The organism is Corynebacterium sp. AOP40-9SA-29, assembly GCF_052377405.1.
Taxonomy (GTDB): Bacteria; Actinomycetota; Actinomycetes; order Mycobacteriales; family Mycobacteriaceae; genus Corynebacterium.
On the sequence record NZ_JBQSWR010000003.1, the window covers coordinates 49,623 to 66,777 of the forward strand.

The 17,155-nt window shown below is 66.9% G+C and carries 18 protein-coding genes and 2 tRNA genes; 7 read left to right on the plus strand and 13 right to left on the minus strand.

The genetic code is table 11. The features are described from left to right. Window positions 1-25: 25 nt before the first annotated feature. A complete protein-coding gene (locus tag ACT3SZ_RS06845) occupies window positions 26-403 on the minus strand; it encodes a DUF3817 domain-containing protein (protein WP_444617732.1) in 378 nt (125 codons plus the stop codon). After that, the gene (locus tag ACT3SZ_RS06850; RefSeq protein WP_444617734.1) at window positions 400-867 is read right to left on the minus strand and encodes a hypothetical protein; all 468 of its coding nucleotides are present in this window, start codon (window positions 865-867) and stop codon (window positions 400-402) included. The genes ACT3SZ_RS06845 and ACT3SZ_RS06850 overlap by 4 nt, the downstream gene beginning before the upstream one ends. An 89-nt stretch (window positions 868-956) precedes the next feature. Between ACT3SZ_RS06850 and ACT3SZ_RS06855 the strand changes: the two genes are divergently transcribed. Continuing rightward, window positions 957-1,041: transfer RNA gene (locus ACT3SZ_RS06855), tRNA-Leu, on the plus strand. Window positions 1,042-1,202: 161 nt separating this feature from the next. Here the strand turns inward: ACT3SZ_RS06855 and ACT3SZ_RS06860 are convergent. Next, on the minus strand, window positions 1,203-1,892 hold the full coding sequence (locus ACT3SZ_RS06860; RefSeq protein WP_444617736.1) for a hypothetical protein: 690 nt from the start codon (window positions 1,890-1,892) through the stop codon (window positions 1,203-1,205). 853 nt (window positions 1,893-2,745) lie between these two features. Between ACT3SZ_RS06860 and ACT3SZ_RS06865 the strand changes: the two genes are divergently transcribed. Continuing rightward, window positions 2,746-2,880, plus strand: a complete 135-nt coding sequence (locus ACT3SZ_RS06865; protein ID WP_444617738.1) for a hypothetical protein — start codon at window positions 2,746-2,748, stop codon at window positions 2,878-2,880. Here the strand turns inward: ACT3SZ_RS06865 and ACT3SZ_RS06870 are convergent. Together ACT3SZ_RS06870 and ACT3SZ_RS06875 are read right to left on the minus strand one after the other, a co-directional pair. Beyond that, window positions 2,877-3,254 carry a hypothetical protein gene (locus ACT3SZ_RS06870; protein ID WP_444617740.1) on the minus strand — a complete coding sequence of 126 codons (378 nt, stop codon included), beginning with the start codon at window positions 3,252-3,254 and terminating at the stop codon, window positions 2,877-2,879. The two genes, ACT3SZ_RS06865 and ACT3SZ_RS06870, sit on opposite strands and share 4 nt — an antisense overlap. A 36-nt stretch (window positions 3,255-3,290) precedes the next feature. Continuing rightward, on the minus strand, window positions 3,291-3,845 hold the full coding sequence (locus ACT3SZ_RS06875) for a DUF4352 domain-containing protein (protein ID WP_444617742.1): 555 nt from the start codon (window positions 3,843-3,845) through the stop codon (window positions 3,291-3,293). 200 nt (window positions 3,846-4,045) lie between these two features. Between ACT3SZ_RS06875 and ACT3SZ_RS06880 the strand changes: the two genes are divergently transcribed. After that, window positions 4,046-6,109, plus strand: coding sequence for a neutral/alkaline non-lysosomal ceramidase N-terminal domain-containing protein (locus ACT3SZ_RS06880; RefSeq protein ID WP_444617744.1), 2,064 nt, complete (start codon window positions 4,046-4,048; stop codon window positions 6,107-6,109). Between the two features lie 16 nt (window positions 6,110-6,125). Here ACT3SZ_RS06880 and bcp read toward each other — a convergent pair whose 3' ends face one another. Further along, window positions 6,126-6,623, minus strand: a complete 498-nt coding sequence (gene bcp / locus ACT3SZ_RS06885) for a thioredoxin-dependent thiol peroxidase (RefSeq protein WP_444617746.1) — start codon at window positions 6,621-6,623, stop codon at window positions 6,126-6,128. Between the two features lie 174 nt (window positions 6,624-6,797). Here bcp and ACT3SZ_RS06890 point away from each other — a divergent pair, with 174 nt between their 5' ends. The 3 genes from ACT3SZ_RS06890 to ACT3SZ_RS06900 all read left to right on the plus strand — a co-directional run bounded on the left by ACT3SZ_RS06890 (window position 6,798) and on the right by ACT3SZ_RS06900 (window position 8,706). Further along, window positions 6,798-7,079: a DUF3618 domain-containing protein gene (locus ACT3SZ_RS06890; RefSeq protein WP_301443307.1), complete on the plus strand. Its 282-nt coding sequence runs from the start codon at window positions 6,798-6,800 to the stop codon at window positions 7,077-7,079. 143 nt (window positions 7,080-7,222) lie between these two features. Beyond that, window positions 7,223-8,254 carry an AbrB family transcriptional regulator gene (locus ACT3SZ_RS06895; protein WP_444617748.1) on the plus strand — a complete coding sequence of 344 codons (1,032 nt, stop codon included), beginning with the start codon at window positions 7,223-7,225 and terminating at the stop codon, window positions 8,252-8,254. A gap of 35 nt (window positions 8,255-8,289) precedes the next feature. Beyond that, window positions 8,290-8,706 carry a phage holin family protein gene (locus ACT3SZ_RS06900; RefSeq protein ID WP_444617750.1) on the plus strand — a complete coding sequence of 139 codons (417 nt, stop codon included), beginning with the start codon at window positions 8,290-8,292 and terminating at the stop codon, window positions 8,704-8,706. 5 nt (window positions 8,707-8,711) lie between these two features. Here the strand turns inward: ACT3SZ_RS06900 and ACT3SZ_RS06905 are convergent, their stop codons facing one another. Together ACT3SZ_RS06905 and ACT3SZ_RS06910 are read right to left on the minus strand one after the other, a co-directional pair. Then, window positions 8,712-9,911 carry an MFS transporter gene (locus tag ACT3SZ_RS06905; protein ID WP_444617751.1) on the minus strand — a complete coding sequence of 400 codons (1,200 nt, stop codon included), beginning with the start codon at window positions 9,909-9,911 and terminating at the stop codon, window positions 8,712-8,714. A gap of 368 nt (window positions 9,912-10,279) precedes the next feature. Then, window positions 10,280-10,355, minus strand: a tRNA-Lys gene (locus ACT3SZ_RS06910). A gap of 479 nt (window positions 10,356-10,834) precedes the next feature. Here ACT3SZ_RS06910 and ACT3SZ_RS06915 point away from each other — a divergent pair. After that, window positions 10,835-12,028, plus strand: a complete 1,194-nt coding sequence (locus ACT3SZ_RS06915) for a L,D-transpeptidase (protein WP_444617752.1) — start codon at window positions 10,835-10,837, stop codon at window positions 12,026-12,028. A 50-nt stretch (window positions 12,029-12,078) separates the two neighbouring features. Here the strand turns inward: ACT3SZ_RS06915 and ACT3SZ_RS06920 are convergent, their stop codons facing one another. From ACT3SZ_RS06920 to efeU, 5 genes are all read right to left on the minus strand, one after another. Continuing rightward, window positions 12,079-12,627: a flavin reductase family protein gene (locus ACT3SZ_RS06920; protein WP_444617754.1), complete on the minus strand. Its 549-nt coding sequence runs from the start codon at window positions 12,625-12,627 to the stop codon at window positions 12,079-12,081. Between the two features lie 50 nt (window positions 12,628-12,677). Then, complete coding sequence (locus ACT3SZ_RS06925; protein WP_444617756.1) at window positions 12,678-13,643, minus strand: ABC transporter substrate-binding protein; 966 nt, start codon at window positions 13,641-13,643, stop codon at window positions 12,678-12,680. 106 nt (window positions 13,644-13,749) lie between these two features. After that, entirely contained in the window at window positions 13,750-15,069 is a 1,320-nt protein-coding gene (gene efeB, locus ACT3SZ_RS06930; protein WP_444617757.1) for an iron uptake transporter deferrochelatase/peroxidase subunit, read from the minus strand. Then, window positions 15,066-16,211 carry an iron uptake system protein EfeO gene (gene efeO, locus ACT3SZ_RS06935; RefSeq protein ID WP_444617758.1) on the minus strand — a complete coding sequence of 382 codons (1,146 nt, stop codon included), beginning with the start codon at window positions 16,209-16,211 and terminating at the stop codon, window positions 15,066-15,068. Before efeO ends, efeB begins: the two co-directional genes overlap by 4 nt. Further along, a complete protein-coding gene (gene efeU / locus ACT3SZ_RS06940; protein ID WP_444617759.1) occupies window positions 16,208-17,053 on the minus strand; it encodes an iron uptake transporter permease EfeU in 846 nt (281 codons plus the stop codon). Before efeU ends, efeO begins: the two co-directional genes overlap by 4 nt. Window positions 17,054-17,155 lie beyond the last annotated feature (102 nt).

The window sequence follows — 17,155 nt, forward strand, 5'->3', positions numbered from 1 at the left end:
GGGAGGGTGCGCGGCCGGGGGACGGTCAGCTGTCGAGGCCGAAGGTCGCCACGACCTCATTGCGGCGACGCTTCTCCAGGACGAAGGAGAGCACCGGGATCACGCCGGCGAGGATCGTGGTGACCCACTTGCTCGGCGCCCAGCGGGCCTTGACCCCGAGGTCGAGGCAGGTGAGGCAGTAGATGATGAAGATCCAGCCGTGGACGATCGCGACCAGGGAGAACCAACCCGGCGACTCAATGTCCATCGGGGGGAAGACCAGGTACTTGAGGATCATTTCCACGCACAGGAAGAGCAGGAAGAGACCGGTGATGTAGGCGAGCACGGAGTAGCGGGTCAGTGCGCCCTTGACCCGGCGTTTACGCTCCGGGGTCACCTGGGGTGCGGGGGTGGAGGTGGTCATCGAGGTTCGTGGTCCGTTCCTGCTGTGTTGTCGGTCGTTTCGGTGCTGTCGCGGGCTTGCCGCGCGCGGCGTCGACGGTCGTCGACGAGCGGTGCGTCCTGCGTGGTCGTCGCCCGGGAGGGGAGGAGGTCGCTGGGGATCTCACGCGGCGCGGAATCCGGGGTCTCCTCCGGGATCGCCGGGCTGACGTTGCCCTCCGCCCGGTCGCGCTCGTACTCCATGTACTTGCGGTAGGCGAAGATGAAGAACAGGCCGAAGATCGGCCACTGCAGGGCATAACCCAGGTTCTGGTAGGAGCCATCGCCGCTGGACCAGCGCCCCCATTGCCACCAGGCGAGACAGAGCGTGGCCACCACCGCCAGGGCCAAGAAGGCCAGCTGGACGACACGGACCCGCAGCGACTGCGGCTGCCGAGGTCCGGTGGACGTCGAGGTGTTCGCTGTTCCGGTGGTGTCGTCGGGCACGGGTTCAAGGGTACCCCTGGCCGTGCTGCTACCATAACCCAGAGCGGCCGGCGTTTGCCGGCTGTGAGGACGGCCACGTGGTCGTCGACGCGCCCGTGGCGGAATTGGCAGACGCGCCAGGTTTAGGTCCTGGTGTCCTTGATGGATGTGGGGGTTCAAGTCCCCCCGGGCGCACAGTGAGCGGTTCACGAACTGAACCAGCCGGAGGTCACACACTCGAAAGGGTTGGTGAACTCCGGTTTTTCGTGTGATGGGGACGGGCTGGGGGCTCGGACATGGGAGCATCGAACGGGAGTGTCGATGCTGTCCGCGGTGGGGAGCCGGAGAATCGGGGACTACCAGAACATATTCCCCTTCGTAGGCGACGTCACCCGTCTCTCCGGATTTCCGAGGTAACCAGTCAGTAGGTCGCCAAACTCCTCGCGGGTGCAGTCAACGAGGTTCCGGAACTTCAGCTTCGCGGTCGGTTGCTCACCCTCTGAGCTGCCGTAGCGGATCGTGACAACCGGACCGCCGGCACTGCCGTTGGTACGTGCGTACTCAACCATCGTTGCGTCCGAGTATTCTCTGACCCAAACATTTTTTCCGAAGTACGTCCACGCCCACACGACATGGTTCTGCGACACTGTGCACCACAGGCCGACCGGGATAAACAAAACCGAAAATATCAGAAGTGCCAAGCACAACACGCCGAGTAATGTGTAGTGTAATTCCCAAGTCGGCCGGTCTGGAAAGAATGAATGGTCAAATAATCCTGCAAGCGTTATGGAGATAAGTAACGGGATAAATGGGCCAATAACCAGGACGCAGGATTTCCAAGATGAAGCCATCATCAGGGCCGACGAGGTCCTGCGAATTGTGGTGAAATATCGCCCTAGCCTCTCGGGAAAGTGTGCCGGTTCAGTCCCGGGCAGCAGAATCGATGAGATTCCGAGAGTGAACAGGGTGCTGATGGTCGTCGCCATTGCGCCGGCTCCCGCTTTATATTGGTACCCATACCATGTCATCGGCACGGCTACGATCACGAAAACGATGATACGGATCTTCCAATTGGGTATAACGGCTACTGCCCTCCAGGCGGCTACATTGGACACGGGTCGTATCGCGGTGGGTACGGATATAGAAATCTGACAGGGTGGGCCCCTTTAGTCACTACGGTGCGGGGGCTCGGTCCCCGTATTCTTCGCCGCTGGCGCCCCCAGTCCTCCGCCGATGGCTTCACCAGCATGATCGGGATCTGCAGCCGGGTCAAGTCCATCGAAGTGATGTCCGTCCGAAGTCGGCGCTGGGTTCTGGGCGGGTGGAGATGGGTGTGCGTTTGGTTGCGGCGGTGGTGAAAGGCGTCGGGAGCTGAGCGGAAGCGGTCGGCACGGTCGATACCCCTGGGGGTGTCTGCCACACTCCTTTGGTTTGCTCATGTAATGTTCCTGATGTGGAGACGTGATGAATCTCCATCAACGATGATCAGCGATCATTTTCCTTTCGAGTGGCGCACAGGCAGTCCGGAATGACGGTCACCTGTGCGTCACATGCGTATGTGGGGCGGGGCCGCCGCGCCCGATATCGGGGCCCGCAAAAGTGTCGGCAAACCGGCTGGCCACGGGGCGTTCTTAGGTGATACACTGCAGCGTCCGGCTCGACCGTCAGGGTGGTGTCATGCGGGGAACCGCGCGGCAGTAAACCACCGGGGGACGGTGGAGCGGGCAATCACAGGGGAACGTCCTTCATGTCACGTCCCGGGAGTCCGACCGTAGAGCGCTTGCGGCGGCTTCCGACCGGACATGCGCGTCCTCTTCCCTGTAAGTAACTGCTAAGAACGCTGTATCTCAACACTGTCTCAGACATCTGTCGTCGACACATTTTCCGAAAGGAGTGACCATGCCCCGCACTTTCCGCACGCTGATCCACAACCTCACCGGACCGGCCTATGAACCGACCGAGCCCCACCACCCGACAGTTGCCGTCGAGTATGACGCGCTGTTCCAGCTGCCGCAGGGCGTGGAACACTCCTAGCCGCGGGAGCGTCTCCTCAGGCTGCGGAAGACTGCGATCACCAGCGACGGAGCCCCGAGCGCCACACCGATGGGGAACAGCAGCCCAGGGGAGAAGATGACCGGCTTGTCCTGATCGGACACGGAGATCGGATAGGCGACTGCGGCGATGACGAGGAGCACCGCCGCGACAAGAAAGAGTCGCTTATTCGGCCACTTCCGCGTGGCCGCCGCCACCAGTGCGCCGATGATCACCACGATGCCGACGATCACCAGTTTCGAGGTCACCGGATAGAGGGAGTCGGAAACATCCCTCGACGGCACGTTGGCGAGTACCGCCGCGGCGGCGAGGAGCCCGATCCCGACTATAAGTGTGCCTAGGTGCCAGCGATTCATGTTCGCTAACCTACCTAGTTAATGACCGGGCTGCGGTCAGAGCGCGCCGACCCATTCGGCACGGTCGGTCCCGGCGTCGAAGTTCTCCTGGAAGCTCAGTCGGTACTCACCGGAGTCTACGGGGCCGTCGAAACAGATGGTCCCGTCCTCGCTCTCACCGGGGGCGACTTCGTCGAGCACGTGCACGGTCTCATCAGAGACCGTCTGGGTGCGCGGATGCTGCTCCGGGTCGTAGAGCTTCCATGCCGCTAGCCCGCGCACGTTGAGAGCCTCAGTCTCGCTGGTGACAGTGAAGTTCACGTCCGCGCAGATCTGGTTCGACGGCTCGCGTTCGTACTCCCGCAGGTTATCCACGGTGATATCGGCCTTATCGATGCTGATCGTCTCGCCGATGCGCGGCAGGTCGGAGTCGATCCCGTCTCCGTCACCATCCCCGTCGTTCCCGTCCCCGTCGCCAGCGCTGGCGGTGGACGAGGTCGTGGCACCGTCCCCGTTGTCGTCCTCGTCTCCACCGTCGTCCCCACCGCCGCAGGCGGCGAGGACGAGTGGCGTGGTGAGGATGAGGGCGGCGATGCTGCGGCGTCTGGTCATGGATCTCTCCTGGTGATCGGGCCGGTGGTTGCGACCGAATCTATAGCAGCCCCTACCGAACCCGCATCGCCATCGCGCTGACCAGCACAATCGACGGAAACGGTATTCACCTCCCAAGAATCTCGGTCGTTTTCCTTGCGTTCCGGAAACAAGAACACCGCCTCCCAGGTAGCGTCAGTGCGGACCCGAGGGGAGCCCGAATGACCGAATTCTCACGCCGCACATTCTTCGCTGGCCTTGCCGCGCTCGGCGGCACGGTGCTCTGGTCGTCGCACACCGCGACCGCCGGTACCGCCCAAGACCGTGCGCAGGACGCAACGGACGCCGAGCGCCTCGGCGTGGGTCGCGGCATCGCCGACACCACCGGCGAGCCGCTCGGTGCGGGCATGGATGGCTACGCCGTGCAGGAGCAGACGACCGTCGGCATCCGCCAACGTCTGTACTCCCGCGCCTTCATCTTCGACGACGGCACCAGCCGGTTCTGCCACGTCACCGTGGACACCCCGCTGATGTTCCAGTCGGTATTCCTGGAGGTGCTGCGCCGACTGCGCGCGGACTACGGCGACACCTACACCAGCAACAACGTGGTGATCACCGCCACGCACACCCACGTCGGCCCCGGTGGGCGTTCCGGCCACGCCATGGTCGATCTGGTCTCTCTGGGTTTTCGTCCGGTGACCTTCGAGGCACAGGTGGCGGGCATCGTGCGCTCGGTGCGTCGGGCACATGGCGACGTCGCCCCGGCCGACCTCACCCTCGTGCGCGGTCGCCTCGACGGCGTGGGGGAGAACCGCTCGAAGCAGGCCTTCGACCGCAACCCGCCGCAGGACAAGGAAGCCAACCCGGACGGGGTGGACCGCACCTCGGTGACCCTGCACGTCGCGCGCGCCGGCACGCCGGTCGGGCTGATCAACTGGTACTCGGTGCACGCCACCAGTTTCAGCCCGGAGATCCGCCACATCTCCGGCGACAACAAGGGCTTCGCCGCCTACAGCGTGGAGGACGCCGCGGGCGTGGACCACCGCGACGAGTCCGGGCTGGCGGCAGCGCCGTTCGTCGCGGCGTTCGCGCAGGGCACGCCCGGGGACGTGACCCCGAACCACGGTCTGGTCCCGGAGTCCGGGCCCGGCGGTGCCGGGGTTCAGGGGCAGAAACGTTCCGTGGAGATCCTGGGCACCCGGCAGGCCGAGGCCGCACAGAACACCACGGGCCGCTTCGCCGGCATCCCCGGTGGGCTCGACGGACGCACCCGGTGGGTGGACATGGACGCCGTCGACGTCGACGGGCGGTGGACGCCCGACGGGCTCCCGGGACGCACCGGCCCGGCGGTGCTCGGCGCGGCGTTCGCGGCGTCCAGCCAGGAGGACGGCGGCGGTCTCGACGTCGACATCGGACTCAACGAGGCCGAACGCGGTGGCGCGCCGTGGGTGCGACAGCTCAACGAGCTCGCCCCGATTCCTGCGGACGTACGCGCCGTGCACGCCCCGAAGGACATGCTGCTGCCGATGGGCTACATCGACGGCATGATCCAGCAACGACACCTCTTCGGCGTGTGGCGTCTCGGCGGGCTGGTGCTGGTCTACCTCGGTTTCGAACCGACGGTGACCGCCGGGCTGCGCATCCGACGCACCGTCGCCGAGGCGATGGGGGTGCCGCAGGACAACGTGGTCGTGCAGGGCTACTCGTGCGGCTACGGCCACTACGTCACCACGCCCGAGGAGTACCTGCAGCAGGACTACGAGGGCGGCGCGACCGCGTTCGGACGCCTGCAGCTGCCGGCGGTGCAACAGGTCGTGGATGCACTGGCGGCGTCGCTCGCGGCGGGGGAGGACGTGGCGTCCGGCGTCCCGGCCGGGGACTTGACCGGGGTGATCCCGGACAGCCCGGCGGCCATGGCGCTGCCGGACACCACCGCGCCGGGCCGCGCCTTCGGCGACGTCCTGTCCGGCGGTGGGGACGTGCCCCTCGGGCAGACCGCCACGGTGCGCTTCGTGGGGGCGAACCCAAACAACGACCTGCGCCTGGAGGACGGCTACCTGCAGGTGGTGCGCGGCGGAGTAGATGGCACGGTGGTCGCGCACGACTCGTCCTGGTCGACGTTGCTGACCTTCGACAAGAGCTTCACCGAAACCACCACCACCGTGGAGTGGGACACCACCGGCGCCGAACGCGGCGAGCACCGGGTCGTCCTGCGCGGGAACTGGCGCGACGCCCGCGGCACCGTCCGGCCCTTCGAGGGCTCGGCGACGGTGCGCGTCGTGTAGTGAGAGCGGAGTTAGATCAGAGCACGTCGCGTGCGATGCGGGCGACGTGCCCGGTGGCCTTCACGTTGTACTTGGCCATGCCGATCGTGCCGTCGGTGTTGACGAGGAACGTCGAGCGGATCACGCCCTGGACGATCTTGCCGTAGTTCTTCTTCTCACCGAAGGCGCCGTAGGCCGTCAGCGCGGTCTTCTCCGGGTCGGCGAGCAGCGGGAAGGTCAGCTCGTGGTCCTCGCGGAACTTCGCGAGCTTCTCCACGGTGTCCGGGGAGATGCCCAGGACGTCGATGCCGGCGTCGTTGAGTTCGGTGAGCGAGTCGCGGAAGTCGCAGGCCTCGGTGGTGCAGCCCGGGGTGTTCGCCCGCGGGTAGAAGTAGACGATGACCTGGCGTCCGCGGTAGTCGGAGAGGCTGACCTGGTTGCCGCGGTCGTCGGTGAGGGTGAAGTCCGGGGCGACGTCGCCGACCTCCAGGACGGTGCGGGCGGGGGTGTCGGAGGGGTTCTCGGGAGTACTCATGGCATCCGAGTGTACGGCGGACGGGACTCGTGCGGCAGGGGCGCTGCACTGCTGCGGCACGGGTCGCTACGGCGACATCGGAGGGTTCTTCTGCACCGCACGCACCGGAGAACGTACAATTCAGGAACATTCTCTAAAAACCGTCATTCACGACCAGCAATGCAGGAGACTTCCGTGGCCCGCACCATCGACTCTATCCAGAGCGACATCGAACGCACCCGTGACCAGCTCGCGAGGACTCTGGACGAGCTCAGCGTCCGCGCGGCTCCGAAGAACCTGGCGGACGAGGCCAAGACCCAGGCGTCGAACATCCTCGCCCAGCCGAAGGTCCAGCTCATCATCGGCGGCGTCGTGGCCGGGGTGGGCCTGGTCGTGGCCCTGACCGTGGTGGGCAAGCGCAACGAGAAGAAGCAGATCAAGGAAATCCAGCGCCTGCTGGCCGACGCCCGGTCCTGATTCTCATCCCCGCCCAGCGCGAACCTCGCGAACCCCGCGAGCCCCGTAAACCCCGGCGGATCTCCGGCACCAGGCGTGCCGTCGAGATCGCCGGGGTTTGCGCGTGCGCGCTCGGCCTCGGGGCGCTGTGCACCCACCTGGGTGTGCCGGCGTCCTGGATCTTCGCCTTCCTGGTGTCCTTCGGCATCTACGCGATCATCTCCGACCGTCAGACGACGCCACCGACGCGACTGATGCAGCCCGCCCAGGTCGTGATCGCCATGGTGTGCGTGGCACCGCTGGTGGAACTCGACGGTTCGACGGTGCTCGGCTACGTGGTACCCACGCTCCTGGCGCTGACAATCACCCTGGCGGTGTGCGCGGCGGCGGCGTTCCTGCTGCACCGCTCGGGTGCGGCGAGTGCGGTGAGTTCCCTGCTCGCCACGCTGGCCGGTGGGGCGAGCGGGATGACGGTGCTCGCCGCGGAGTTGAAGGAGGACGTGCGTTTCGTCGTCCTCACGCAGTACCTGCGGTTGTCGCTGGTGGTGCTCACGCTGCCGGCGTTCGTGCAGCTCTTCGCCGCCGGCTCGGCGGGCGGCGCGTCCGGCGCGGGCGGTACGGCAGGGCAGGACGCCGCGGCGTCCGACACGGCGCCGTGGTGGTCCCCGGAACTGCGTCCCGTCGTTGGCGCCTTGGTGATCTGGGCGATCGTGTGGCTGCTGGTGCGGCTCACCCACCGGGTGGTGAAGGTGCCCGTGCCGTACCTGCTGGTGTCGATGCTGCTGACCTGGGTCGCCGGCGTGGCGGGGATCTCCGAGCAGTGGCTGCGGCCCGAGGGCCTGATCCTGCTGTTCGCCTACGCGGTGATCGGGGTGCAGGCCGGCGGCACACTCACCAAGTCGGCGCTGCGCCAGTTCAGCCACAGCCTGCCGTTGATCCTCGCGGCGGTCGCGTCGATGATCCTCGGTGCCATCGTCGCCGCCCTGGTGATCGCGCAGGTCAGCGACGTCCCGATGCTGGACGCCTACCTGGCGACCGTGCCCGGGGGCATCTACGCGGTGCTCGCCTTCGCCCACGAGGCGGGGTCGGAGCCGATCGTCACGGTGGTGCAGGTGATGCGCACGCTGGCGATGCTCGTGATCGGCGCGTACCTGCCCACGGTCATCGGCTGGTGGGGGAGGCGGCACCGGAAGTGACCTGAACCTGCGCGCCGCGATGGTAGTTTCAGGCCATGGGCTTCATCTGGAACTTCCTCGTCCGTGCCGTCGGCACCGCCCTGGGACTGTGGGTCGTGACCTACTTCGTCACCGGGGTCACCGTGACCGCCCCGTCGCAGCCGCTGGTCGGCGACGGGTCGAATGACCGGCTGTGGGTCTTCCTCGGCTGCGCAGCGGTGATCCTGCTGCTCAACATGACCGTGCGTCCGGTGCTGCGTCTGCTGGGACTGCCGCTGACGATCCTCACCCTGGGCCTGTTCGCCCTGGTGATCAACGCCGGAGTTTTCCTCCTCGCCGAGATCCTGGCCCAGGCGGTCGGCCTGGGGCTCAACATCGACTCCTTCAGCGCGGCGTTCTGGGGCGCGATCATCATGGCGCTGGTCAGCTGGGTGATCGGACCCATCACCGGGTTGCTGTCCGCCCGGCGCTAGCGTTTCTAGCTGCCGCGTTGCAGCGTCCGGGAGTCGGCGACCGTCGACCATCCGATCGCCGCGACGAGCAGCAGCAGGCCGCTGAGCCCGAAGGCCCAGCCGGACCCGGCGACGTCCACGACCACTCCGGCGATCAGCGGGCCGAGAACCCCGCCGAGGTCCTGGAACATGGAGTAGCCGGCCACCGTCGAGCCGCCGCGCTTCGTCCCCACGATGTCGGCGAGCACGGCCTGCTGGCCCGGGTTGACCAGCGCGGACCCAGCACCAGCGACGAACATCGCTGCGCAGGCCAGCGCGATGCCGGGGGAGAGGGGGAAAGCCACGTAGCCGACGGAGGTGACGAGCATGCCGAGCACCAGCATCGGTTTGCGTCCGACGGTGTCGTTCCAGCGTCCCGACGGCAGGATCAGCACCGCGTTGCCCGCCGCGTAAGCGGCCAACGCCCAGGCGGCGACGGCGGCGTCGCCGTGGAAGGCGGCGGCGACGAACAGGGGCACGATCGACACGCGCACACCGAAGGACGTCCACCCGAAGGCGAACACAGAGCCCAGCAGCACCCGGTACTGCGGGATGCCCAGCGACTCGGCGAAGGTCAGCGGCGTGCGGGGGCTGTCGTCGGCGCGCACACCGGCCAGCGTGGAGCCGCGCAACGCGACCCACACCACCGTCGCGGCGACGACGAGCATGCCGAAGTAGAAGACGAACGGGGCGCGCAGGCCGAACCCGGCGACGAGAGCGCCGAACACCGGGCCCATAAGGTTGCCGAGCAGGAAGCCGGCGGCGTTGATGCTGGACACCCGCCCGCGCGCGTCCACCGGACTGACCTTGATCAGCAGGGCCGTCGCCGCGACGGTGAACATGATCGAGCCCAGGCCGCCGAGCCCGCGCAGGATGAGCAGCTGCGTGTAGTTCGCCGCCAGGGCGCAGGCCCCGGTGGACGCCGCGACGATGAGGATGCCGAACGTGTAGGTGCGCCGCTCGCCGAGACGCACGACGACGCGTCCTGCCAGCGGTGCGCCGACCAGCCGCATCAGCGCGAAGGCGCTGACGATGCCGGACGCTGCGGCGTTCGAGACGCCGAACGCGTGCGCGTACTGGGGGATCGCGGGCGCGACGACGCCGTACCCGAGGGCGACGGCGAAGGCGCCTGCGACGAGTGCCCACACCTCGACGGGCAGCGGCGTGCGGTTTCTTCTGTTGACCATGACTGGGCACTGATACTACGAGGTGGTGCGGCGGCGTGCTCGGGTGGCTCCCGGGTTGTGGCGGTGCTGCGCGGTTGCGCGGTGCTGCCGTCCCCGAGGGGCCAAGATCGAGCGTGGGATGTCTGAACACCCGGGTTCAACGATCCCACGCTCGATCTTGGCCCCTGTCTCCGGCGGTGACGGGTACCAAGTTGGACCTGGGAGCATTGAGTTGGCCAACTCAACGCTCCCAGGTCCAACTTGGTACCCCTTCGGTCGAGCGCGACACGCTGGCTGAGGGGCACCGAGTACATCACGGGGAGCTTGGCGCGCGGTACGACGAAACCCCGGGTAGACTGTGGTCGGTGACCGTGTCTACCCGGGGTAGGTGGTGCGTCATCAGGGACTTGAACCCCGAACCCGCTGATTAAGAGTCAGCTGCTCTGCCAATTGAGCTAATGACGCATGTTGTTCTCTGGAGCGGATGTCCCGTCCTCGGCAACGAGGAAAACTATAGCCCCACGCCCATTTTCTGGCAAATCTGCAGGTAGGGCCTCGGAACGGCATCAGTGGGGCGCGGGTGCGTAGGTAGGACGCCGCGAGCGCCGCCGTCGTGCCGCGAGCGCCGCGGCACCGATGCGGTCCCTCCCTCGCCGCTGCCAGCTCCCCGCGAGCCGCCCGCGAACCGCCCACGAACCACCCGCGAAGGCCAACGAGGGTGGATAACAATTAGGACACAATCTGGTCGGGGCGGCGGTTTTCGTTACTTTCGCAGCACAGTGCAGACGTATGATGGCCAACTAGACGCGGCCCGTCCCTCACCTTGCCGGGCGTGGACGGGCTTCTGTGGTTCATCCGCGCCGCAGCCGTCGAGACGACTTCACCACGACATTTCATCACCCCGGGGAGAGATTCCGCCGGGGCGGAAAGAGACTGTAGACACCATGCACTTCCGATTCGGCCGTACGGGCCGAGTTATTCGCACCGTTGTGGCTGCGACCGCTGCCACCGCGCTGCTGACCACCGCAGCCTGCACTATCGACGGTGACGACGACACCGCCACCGACCAGGTTGCACAGAGCGGGGACTCCGACGACGAGGACGACGCCGTCGAGCTCACCGCCAATGTCGATGATGAGGACACCGGCGTCAAGGTTGATGAACCCGTCACCGTGCAGGACGACGCGGGCATCGACTCCGTCACCCTCACCGACGGCTACGGCAACGAGATCGAGGGGTCCTTCAACGAGGACGAGACGGAGTGGACCTCGGACGGCAAGCTGGAGTACTCCAGCACCTACAGCCTTGAGGCCGAAGCCGGTGACGAGACACTGTCGAACTCCTTCACCACTTTCAGCCCGGACCTGCTGACCAACGCCTCGCTCGCCCCGCTGGACGGGTCGACGGTCGGCGTGGGCCAGTCCATCGCCCTGCGTTTCGACGAGGCCCCGGGTGATCGTCAGGCGGTCGAGGATGCGATCTCGATCCAGACCGAGCCGAAGGTCGAGGGCGCGTTCTACTGGATCACCGCTAATGAGGTGCGCTGGCGCCCGGAGAAGTACTGGCAGGCCGGCACCGAGGTCACGGTGGACGCTGACCTGGTGGGCAAGGATCTCGGCGGCATGTACGGCGAGATCGACCGCGAGGCGTCCTTCACCATTGGTGATGACGTGCGCGCCGTGGCTGACAATGACACGAAGATGGTCACGGTGACCCGCAATGGCGAGGTCGTCAAGACGATGCCGACGTCGATGGGCATGCCCGGTCACGAGACGCCCGAGGGGATCTACCAGATCGGTGACCAGTTCGAGTCGTTGACGATGGACTCGCAGACCTTCGGTCTGGCGCTGGATGCCGGCGGCTACGTCACCGACGTGCAGTACGCCACGCAGATGTCGTACTCGGGCATCTACTTCCACGCGGCCCCCTGGTCGCTCTACGCCCAGGGCAATACGAACACCTCCCACGGCTGCCTGAACCTCTCGGTTGAGGACGCGCAGTGGGTGTACGAGAACCTCAAGCGCGGCGACATCACCGAGGTGCAGGGCACCGGTGGCGGCACGCTCGAGGGGTACGACGGCCTGGGTGACTGGAACATCCCCTGGTCGACGTGGTCCGCCGGCAACGCCGACGAGTAGAGCGCAGGACGCAAGGCGCAGGACGCACCGCGGTGCGTCCTACCGGCGTCCTACAGGGGCGGCTGCCCGGTAGGGAACCGGTAGAACTGGTGGCTGCGGAACATGAGGGGGGACGGCGCGGCGACGTCGGCGCAGGCGGGGGCGTCGCTCTGGCCGTCGGCGCCGCGGGTCACGTCGGTGACTTCCGCGGCGATCAGCGTGGCCGCGCCCAGCCGGATGGTGTTGACGGTGCGTGCGCGCATCACCGCCAGGGCGTCCTTCAGCATCGGTTCGCCGTTGGGGGCGGTGGACCAGCGCTGGTCCACGGTGAAGCGGCGGCCGTCGTAGCGGGAGAATTCGTAGGCGAGGTCGGCCTGCTCCTCGCTGAGGAAGTGAATCAGGTAGGAGTCGGCGGCCAGGATCGCCCCGGCGCTGCCGTCGCGCTTGGCCAGGGAGAATGCCACGGCCAGCGGGTCGACGGAGAGGGAGGCGAGGCTGGAGACGGTCAGGCCCACGTCCTGCCCGTCGACGTGCGCGGTGACCAGCGCGACACCGGTGGGGTGGCGTCGGAACGCCGTGCGGAAACGGGCGGCGACGGAGTCGGGCTCAGGTGAGGACATGGTGACCAACCTACCGGTCGGGGACGGGGTGGGGACAGGGCAGGGGCAGGTCAGGCCATGAACTTCTTCATATCCGCCAGCACCCGGTCGGCGGCGATGACGGAGGCGTTGATGAACCACGGGTCCACGTCGACCTCGAAGGAGTGTCCGTCCTGCACGGCGGGCAGTCGTTTCCAGGAGTCGCTGTCGAGGATGTCGGTGGTGCCGCCGGGGAAACTGTAGAACAGCCAGTCGGCGTCGAGGTCGCCGGCGTTCTCCTGGGCGAGCTGCCGGCTGGCGTTGTCGTCGAAGCGCTGGTTCTCCGGGCGGGTCAGTCCGGCATCCTCGGCGACGATGCTGGCCAGCGCGAGGGTGCCGAAGTACATGTACTGGTCGCCCTTGGCGCGGGTCAGCGAGATCGTGTCGTTGGTGCCGCGCTGCTCGCCCCATTCTTTCGCCCGCGCCTCGTAGTCGCGCAGCAGCTCATCGGCCTTGTCGCGGTAGCCGAGGGCGTCGCCGACGATGCCGAGGTCGGTTTTGAACCACTCGGAGCCGCCGTTGGTCTGCACCACGGTGCCGATGGACTCGAGCTGGTCATTGAGTTCCTGCGGGTTGCGCTTATTCGACAGGATCAGGTCGGGCTTGAGGTTGGCGACCATTTCGAGGTCGGGGTCCATGCGCTCGCCGACGATTTCGATGGAGTCCAGGTCGAAGTCGTCGTCGAAGACGTCGCGGATGTACTGGGGGATGCCGCGGCTGTCCGTGGCGTCCGACACCGCGACGGCGAGGCCGACGGGCAGCACGCCCATGGCCAGGCAGTGGTCCAGGTGGCCGGTGGACAGCGCGACCACGCGCGAGGGGTGCTCGCCGGACGTTCCCTGCGCGGCGCCGGACGCTGCGGCGTCGCCTCCGTCCCCGCCGGAACCGCCGTCGGACGAGGCGCAGGCGGCGGCGAAGGACGCCATGGCGAGAGTCACGGCGCCGCCGAGGAAGGCACGGCGGGGGAGGGTGCGGGAGGACGTCAGGATCTGAGGCATGAGCAGTAGGCTACGCTCGCCTAAGTACTTCTGGGAACGGTATTAGCTGGTGTTTTCGCTGAGAAGTGCCGTGTACCGCGCGCACTACAGGGCACTACCGGTCGGCTTACTCGCCGAACAGTGCGGTTCCCCAGTCGGCACCGTCGTCGCCGTCGTCGCTGAGCCCCGGCGGGCAGGCGAAGATCGCCTTGGACTCATAGCGCACGTACTCGTTCATCTTGTCCTTGTGCGCCAGCGCCATTTGCACCGGGGTGAAGTCAACCGAGGGACGTGCCACGTAGGCGATGAAGAAGAGGCCGCTGGACAGGTGGCCGAAGGAGTCCGAGCCCTCGATGAAGTTATAGGCCCGGCGCAGCATGCGCGCCCCGTCGTTGTTGTCGGGGTGGGCGAGGAAGACGTGTGAGTCATGCGGGATCGCCGGGCCACCGGTACCCAGGTACAGGTCGAAGGGCACATCGTCGAACTCATCGGTGGTGCCCAGCGGAGCCCCGGAACCCTTGTAGCGGGCGAAGGTGTGCTGCTGGTCGTCGAGGATCTGCCGGTCCCAGACCTCCAGCAGCATGCGGATACGCCGAACACACATGTACGACCCGCCGTCCATCCAGGAGCCCTTGCCGGACTCCGCCGAGCACCACACGTGGGTATTCAGGTCATCGGTCTCGTCGGCGAGGATATTGCGGGTGCCGTCCTTGAATCCGAAGAGGTTGCGCGGCGTGGTCTCGTCCACGGTGGTTTTCGACGCCCGCCCGTAGCCGAGCTGTGACCAGCGCACCTCCACCACGCCGGAGCCGGCGCGGGTGAGATTTCGCACGGCGTGCACGGCGACCTGCGGATCGTCGGCGCAGGCCTGGATCACGATGTCGCCGTCGCATAGTTCCTCGACGAGCTGGTCGCCGGGGAACTTCGGCAGCGCGGTGAGTTCGTCCGGACGCCGATCGGACAGGCCGAAGCGGTCGTCGAACAGGGAGGGCCCGAAACCGATCGTCACCGTGAGGTTCGCCGCTGTCAGGCCGAGAGCCTCGCCGGTGTCGGACGGCACGGTCACGCCCGACGGGTCACTGGAGGGGGTGTCCGCCGAGGTGCCGCTCAGCGCGCCGCCCTCGGTGGTCTCCAGGCCTTCGGTCATGCGCTCGGCCATCGCCGTCCACTGACTCAGGAGGTCGCGCAGATCCTCGCGGTCGGTGGTGACCACGTCGAAGGCCACGATGTGCAGGTGCTCCTGCTGTGCGGTGGTGATCCCGGCCTGGTGGACGTCGCGGAAGGGCACGGTGTGCTCACCGCCGTTGCTGCCGGCACGACTGTCCGTCGAGCAGGAACTCAACGCCAGCCCGCCCGCGCCGGCGGCACCCACACCGGCCGCGCCGAGACCGAGGCCGGTCAGGAACGTCCGGCGAGAAAAGGGGTGTGACGACCGGGATCCACTCACTGCGAGATGACCTCGGCGACCTTGGAGACCTGCTCGGTCAGCCGGTCGATGCCGGCGGAGAGTTCCTTGCGGTCCTTCTCGTTGACGGTGTCGTAGGAGACGAAGCCATCGCCCTCGCGGAAGGCATCGAGCTGGGCCTGGACCTTGTCGACGTTGTCGTTGATCTCGGCGAGCAGGTCGGTGTCGCGGTCGTCGATGGCGTTCTCCAACGAGGCGATGGCGGCCTTCGAGCCGTCCAGGTTGGCCTGGAAGTCCCACAGGTCGGTGTGCGAGAAGATGTCCTCCTCGCCGGTGATCTTCGAGGTGGAGATCTCGTCCAGCAGGCCCTGGGCACCGGTGGCGATCTGCACGGGCTGCACGGAGAAGTCGGACGCGGCGACGCCGTCGACGAGCTCGGCGATGTCGTCGACCAGCTGCTGGGCGTCCTGCTTGGTCTTGTCGGTGATCTCGCCGTCCTCCCAGAGCTGCTTCTCGATGGCGTGGAAACCGGTCCACTCCTGGCCGTCCTCCAGGTCGGCCTCGCGCAGGTCGATGCGCGGGTCGAGGTCATCGGGGAAGGACTCGGCGATCGGCTCGATGCGCTCGTAGTAGGTGCGCGTCGGGGCGAAGAGCTCCTTGGCGGTGTCGATGTCGTCGTCCTCGATGGCCTGGGCGAAGGTGTCCACTGACTCCTGCAACGCGGTGGTCTGGGAGCGGACGTAGCGCAGGTAGCCGTCCACCGCGGCGGTGAGCTGGTCGTCGCCCTCGGCCTGGGACACCGCGTCGCCGGTGACCTCGAAATCGTGGGAGACGCCCTCGCCGACCATGCCGGGCTTGCAGGTCACCTGGTAGGTGCCGGCCTCGGGGATCTCGACGTGCAGGGTACGTGCCGCACCGGGGCCAATGTTCTCGACCTCGCCGAGCACCCGGCCGCCGTCGGTATAGACGTAGAACTCGGTGATCTTCGACCCGTCGTTGGCGATGTCGAAGGCGTTGTTGCCGGTGGTGCCCTCGTAGGAGTCGACGTCGCAGGAGTCGTCGGTGGCGGTGACGGTGTACGCCGTGGCGGAGTCGTCCTTGTCCGCGCAGGCCACCATCGACAGGGGCAGCGCCAGGACGACGGGGACGGCGAGGGAGGCACGGGTGATCCGGGAGATCTTCATGAGACGGTGGCTTTCTGTGCGGAGGAGTCGGCGGCGGAGTCCGTCCGGGAGCGGGCGGGCCAGAAGAACGCGGGAAGTGCGATGAGCAGGAAGAGCAGCCAGCCGGTGAACGCCAGCACCGTGGGCTGGGCAACGATGTTGAACATGCCCTCAAGGAGGGAGGCGTACCAGGTGCCCGGGGTGAGCACAGCGGAGATGTCGAAGGCGTAGTTCGACAGGCCCGGTAGGACGTTGGCCTCCTGCAGGTCGGTGATGCCGTAGCGCAGGATGCCGGCGGCCACGACGATCAGCAGCGCGCCGGTGACCTGGAAGAACACGCCGAGGTTGATGCGCAGGACGCCGAAGTACATCAGCACTCCCAGAACCACGGACACCCCGACGCCGGTCATCAGGCCAGCGAAGGGGATGCCGAAGGCACGGGTGAAGGACTCGAATACCAGCAGGGCGGTCTCCAGGCCCTCGCGCGCGACGGCGACGAAGGCGACGGTCGCCACGGCCAGCGGCCCGACGGCCACGGCCTTGCCCATGCGTCCTTCGAGTTCGGCGGCGATGTCCTTGCTGGCGCCCTTCATCCAGATCAGCATCCAGACCACCAGCGCCACGGTGATCAACGAGGCGATGCCGCCGATGAGTTCCTGGCCGACGGTGGTCAACGTCTTCGAACCGAAGTTGATGACCAGGAAGATGCCGACGGTGAACGCCAGGGCGGCCACGATGCCCGCCCACAGCCAGGGGAACGAGCGGTGCTGTCCGGTCTTCTTCAGGTAGGCGGCGAGGATGATCACCACCATGGTGGCTTCCAGGCCTTCGCGCAGCCCGATAAGTGCGTTTGTGTAGAACATTGACGCGGCTTTCTTGGGGTTCCGGTGGAGAGCTATGAGCGGCTTTGAACAGCCATGAGCGGGGCTGTCGCCGCATTAACTTGGGTGAGGCTCACCATGATC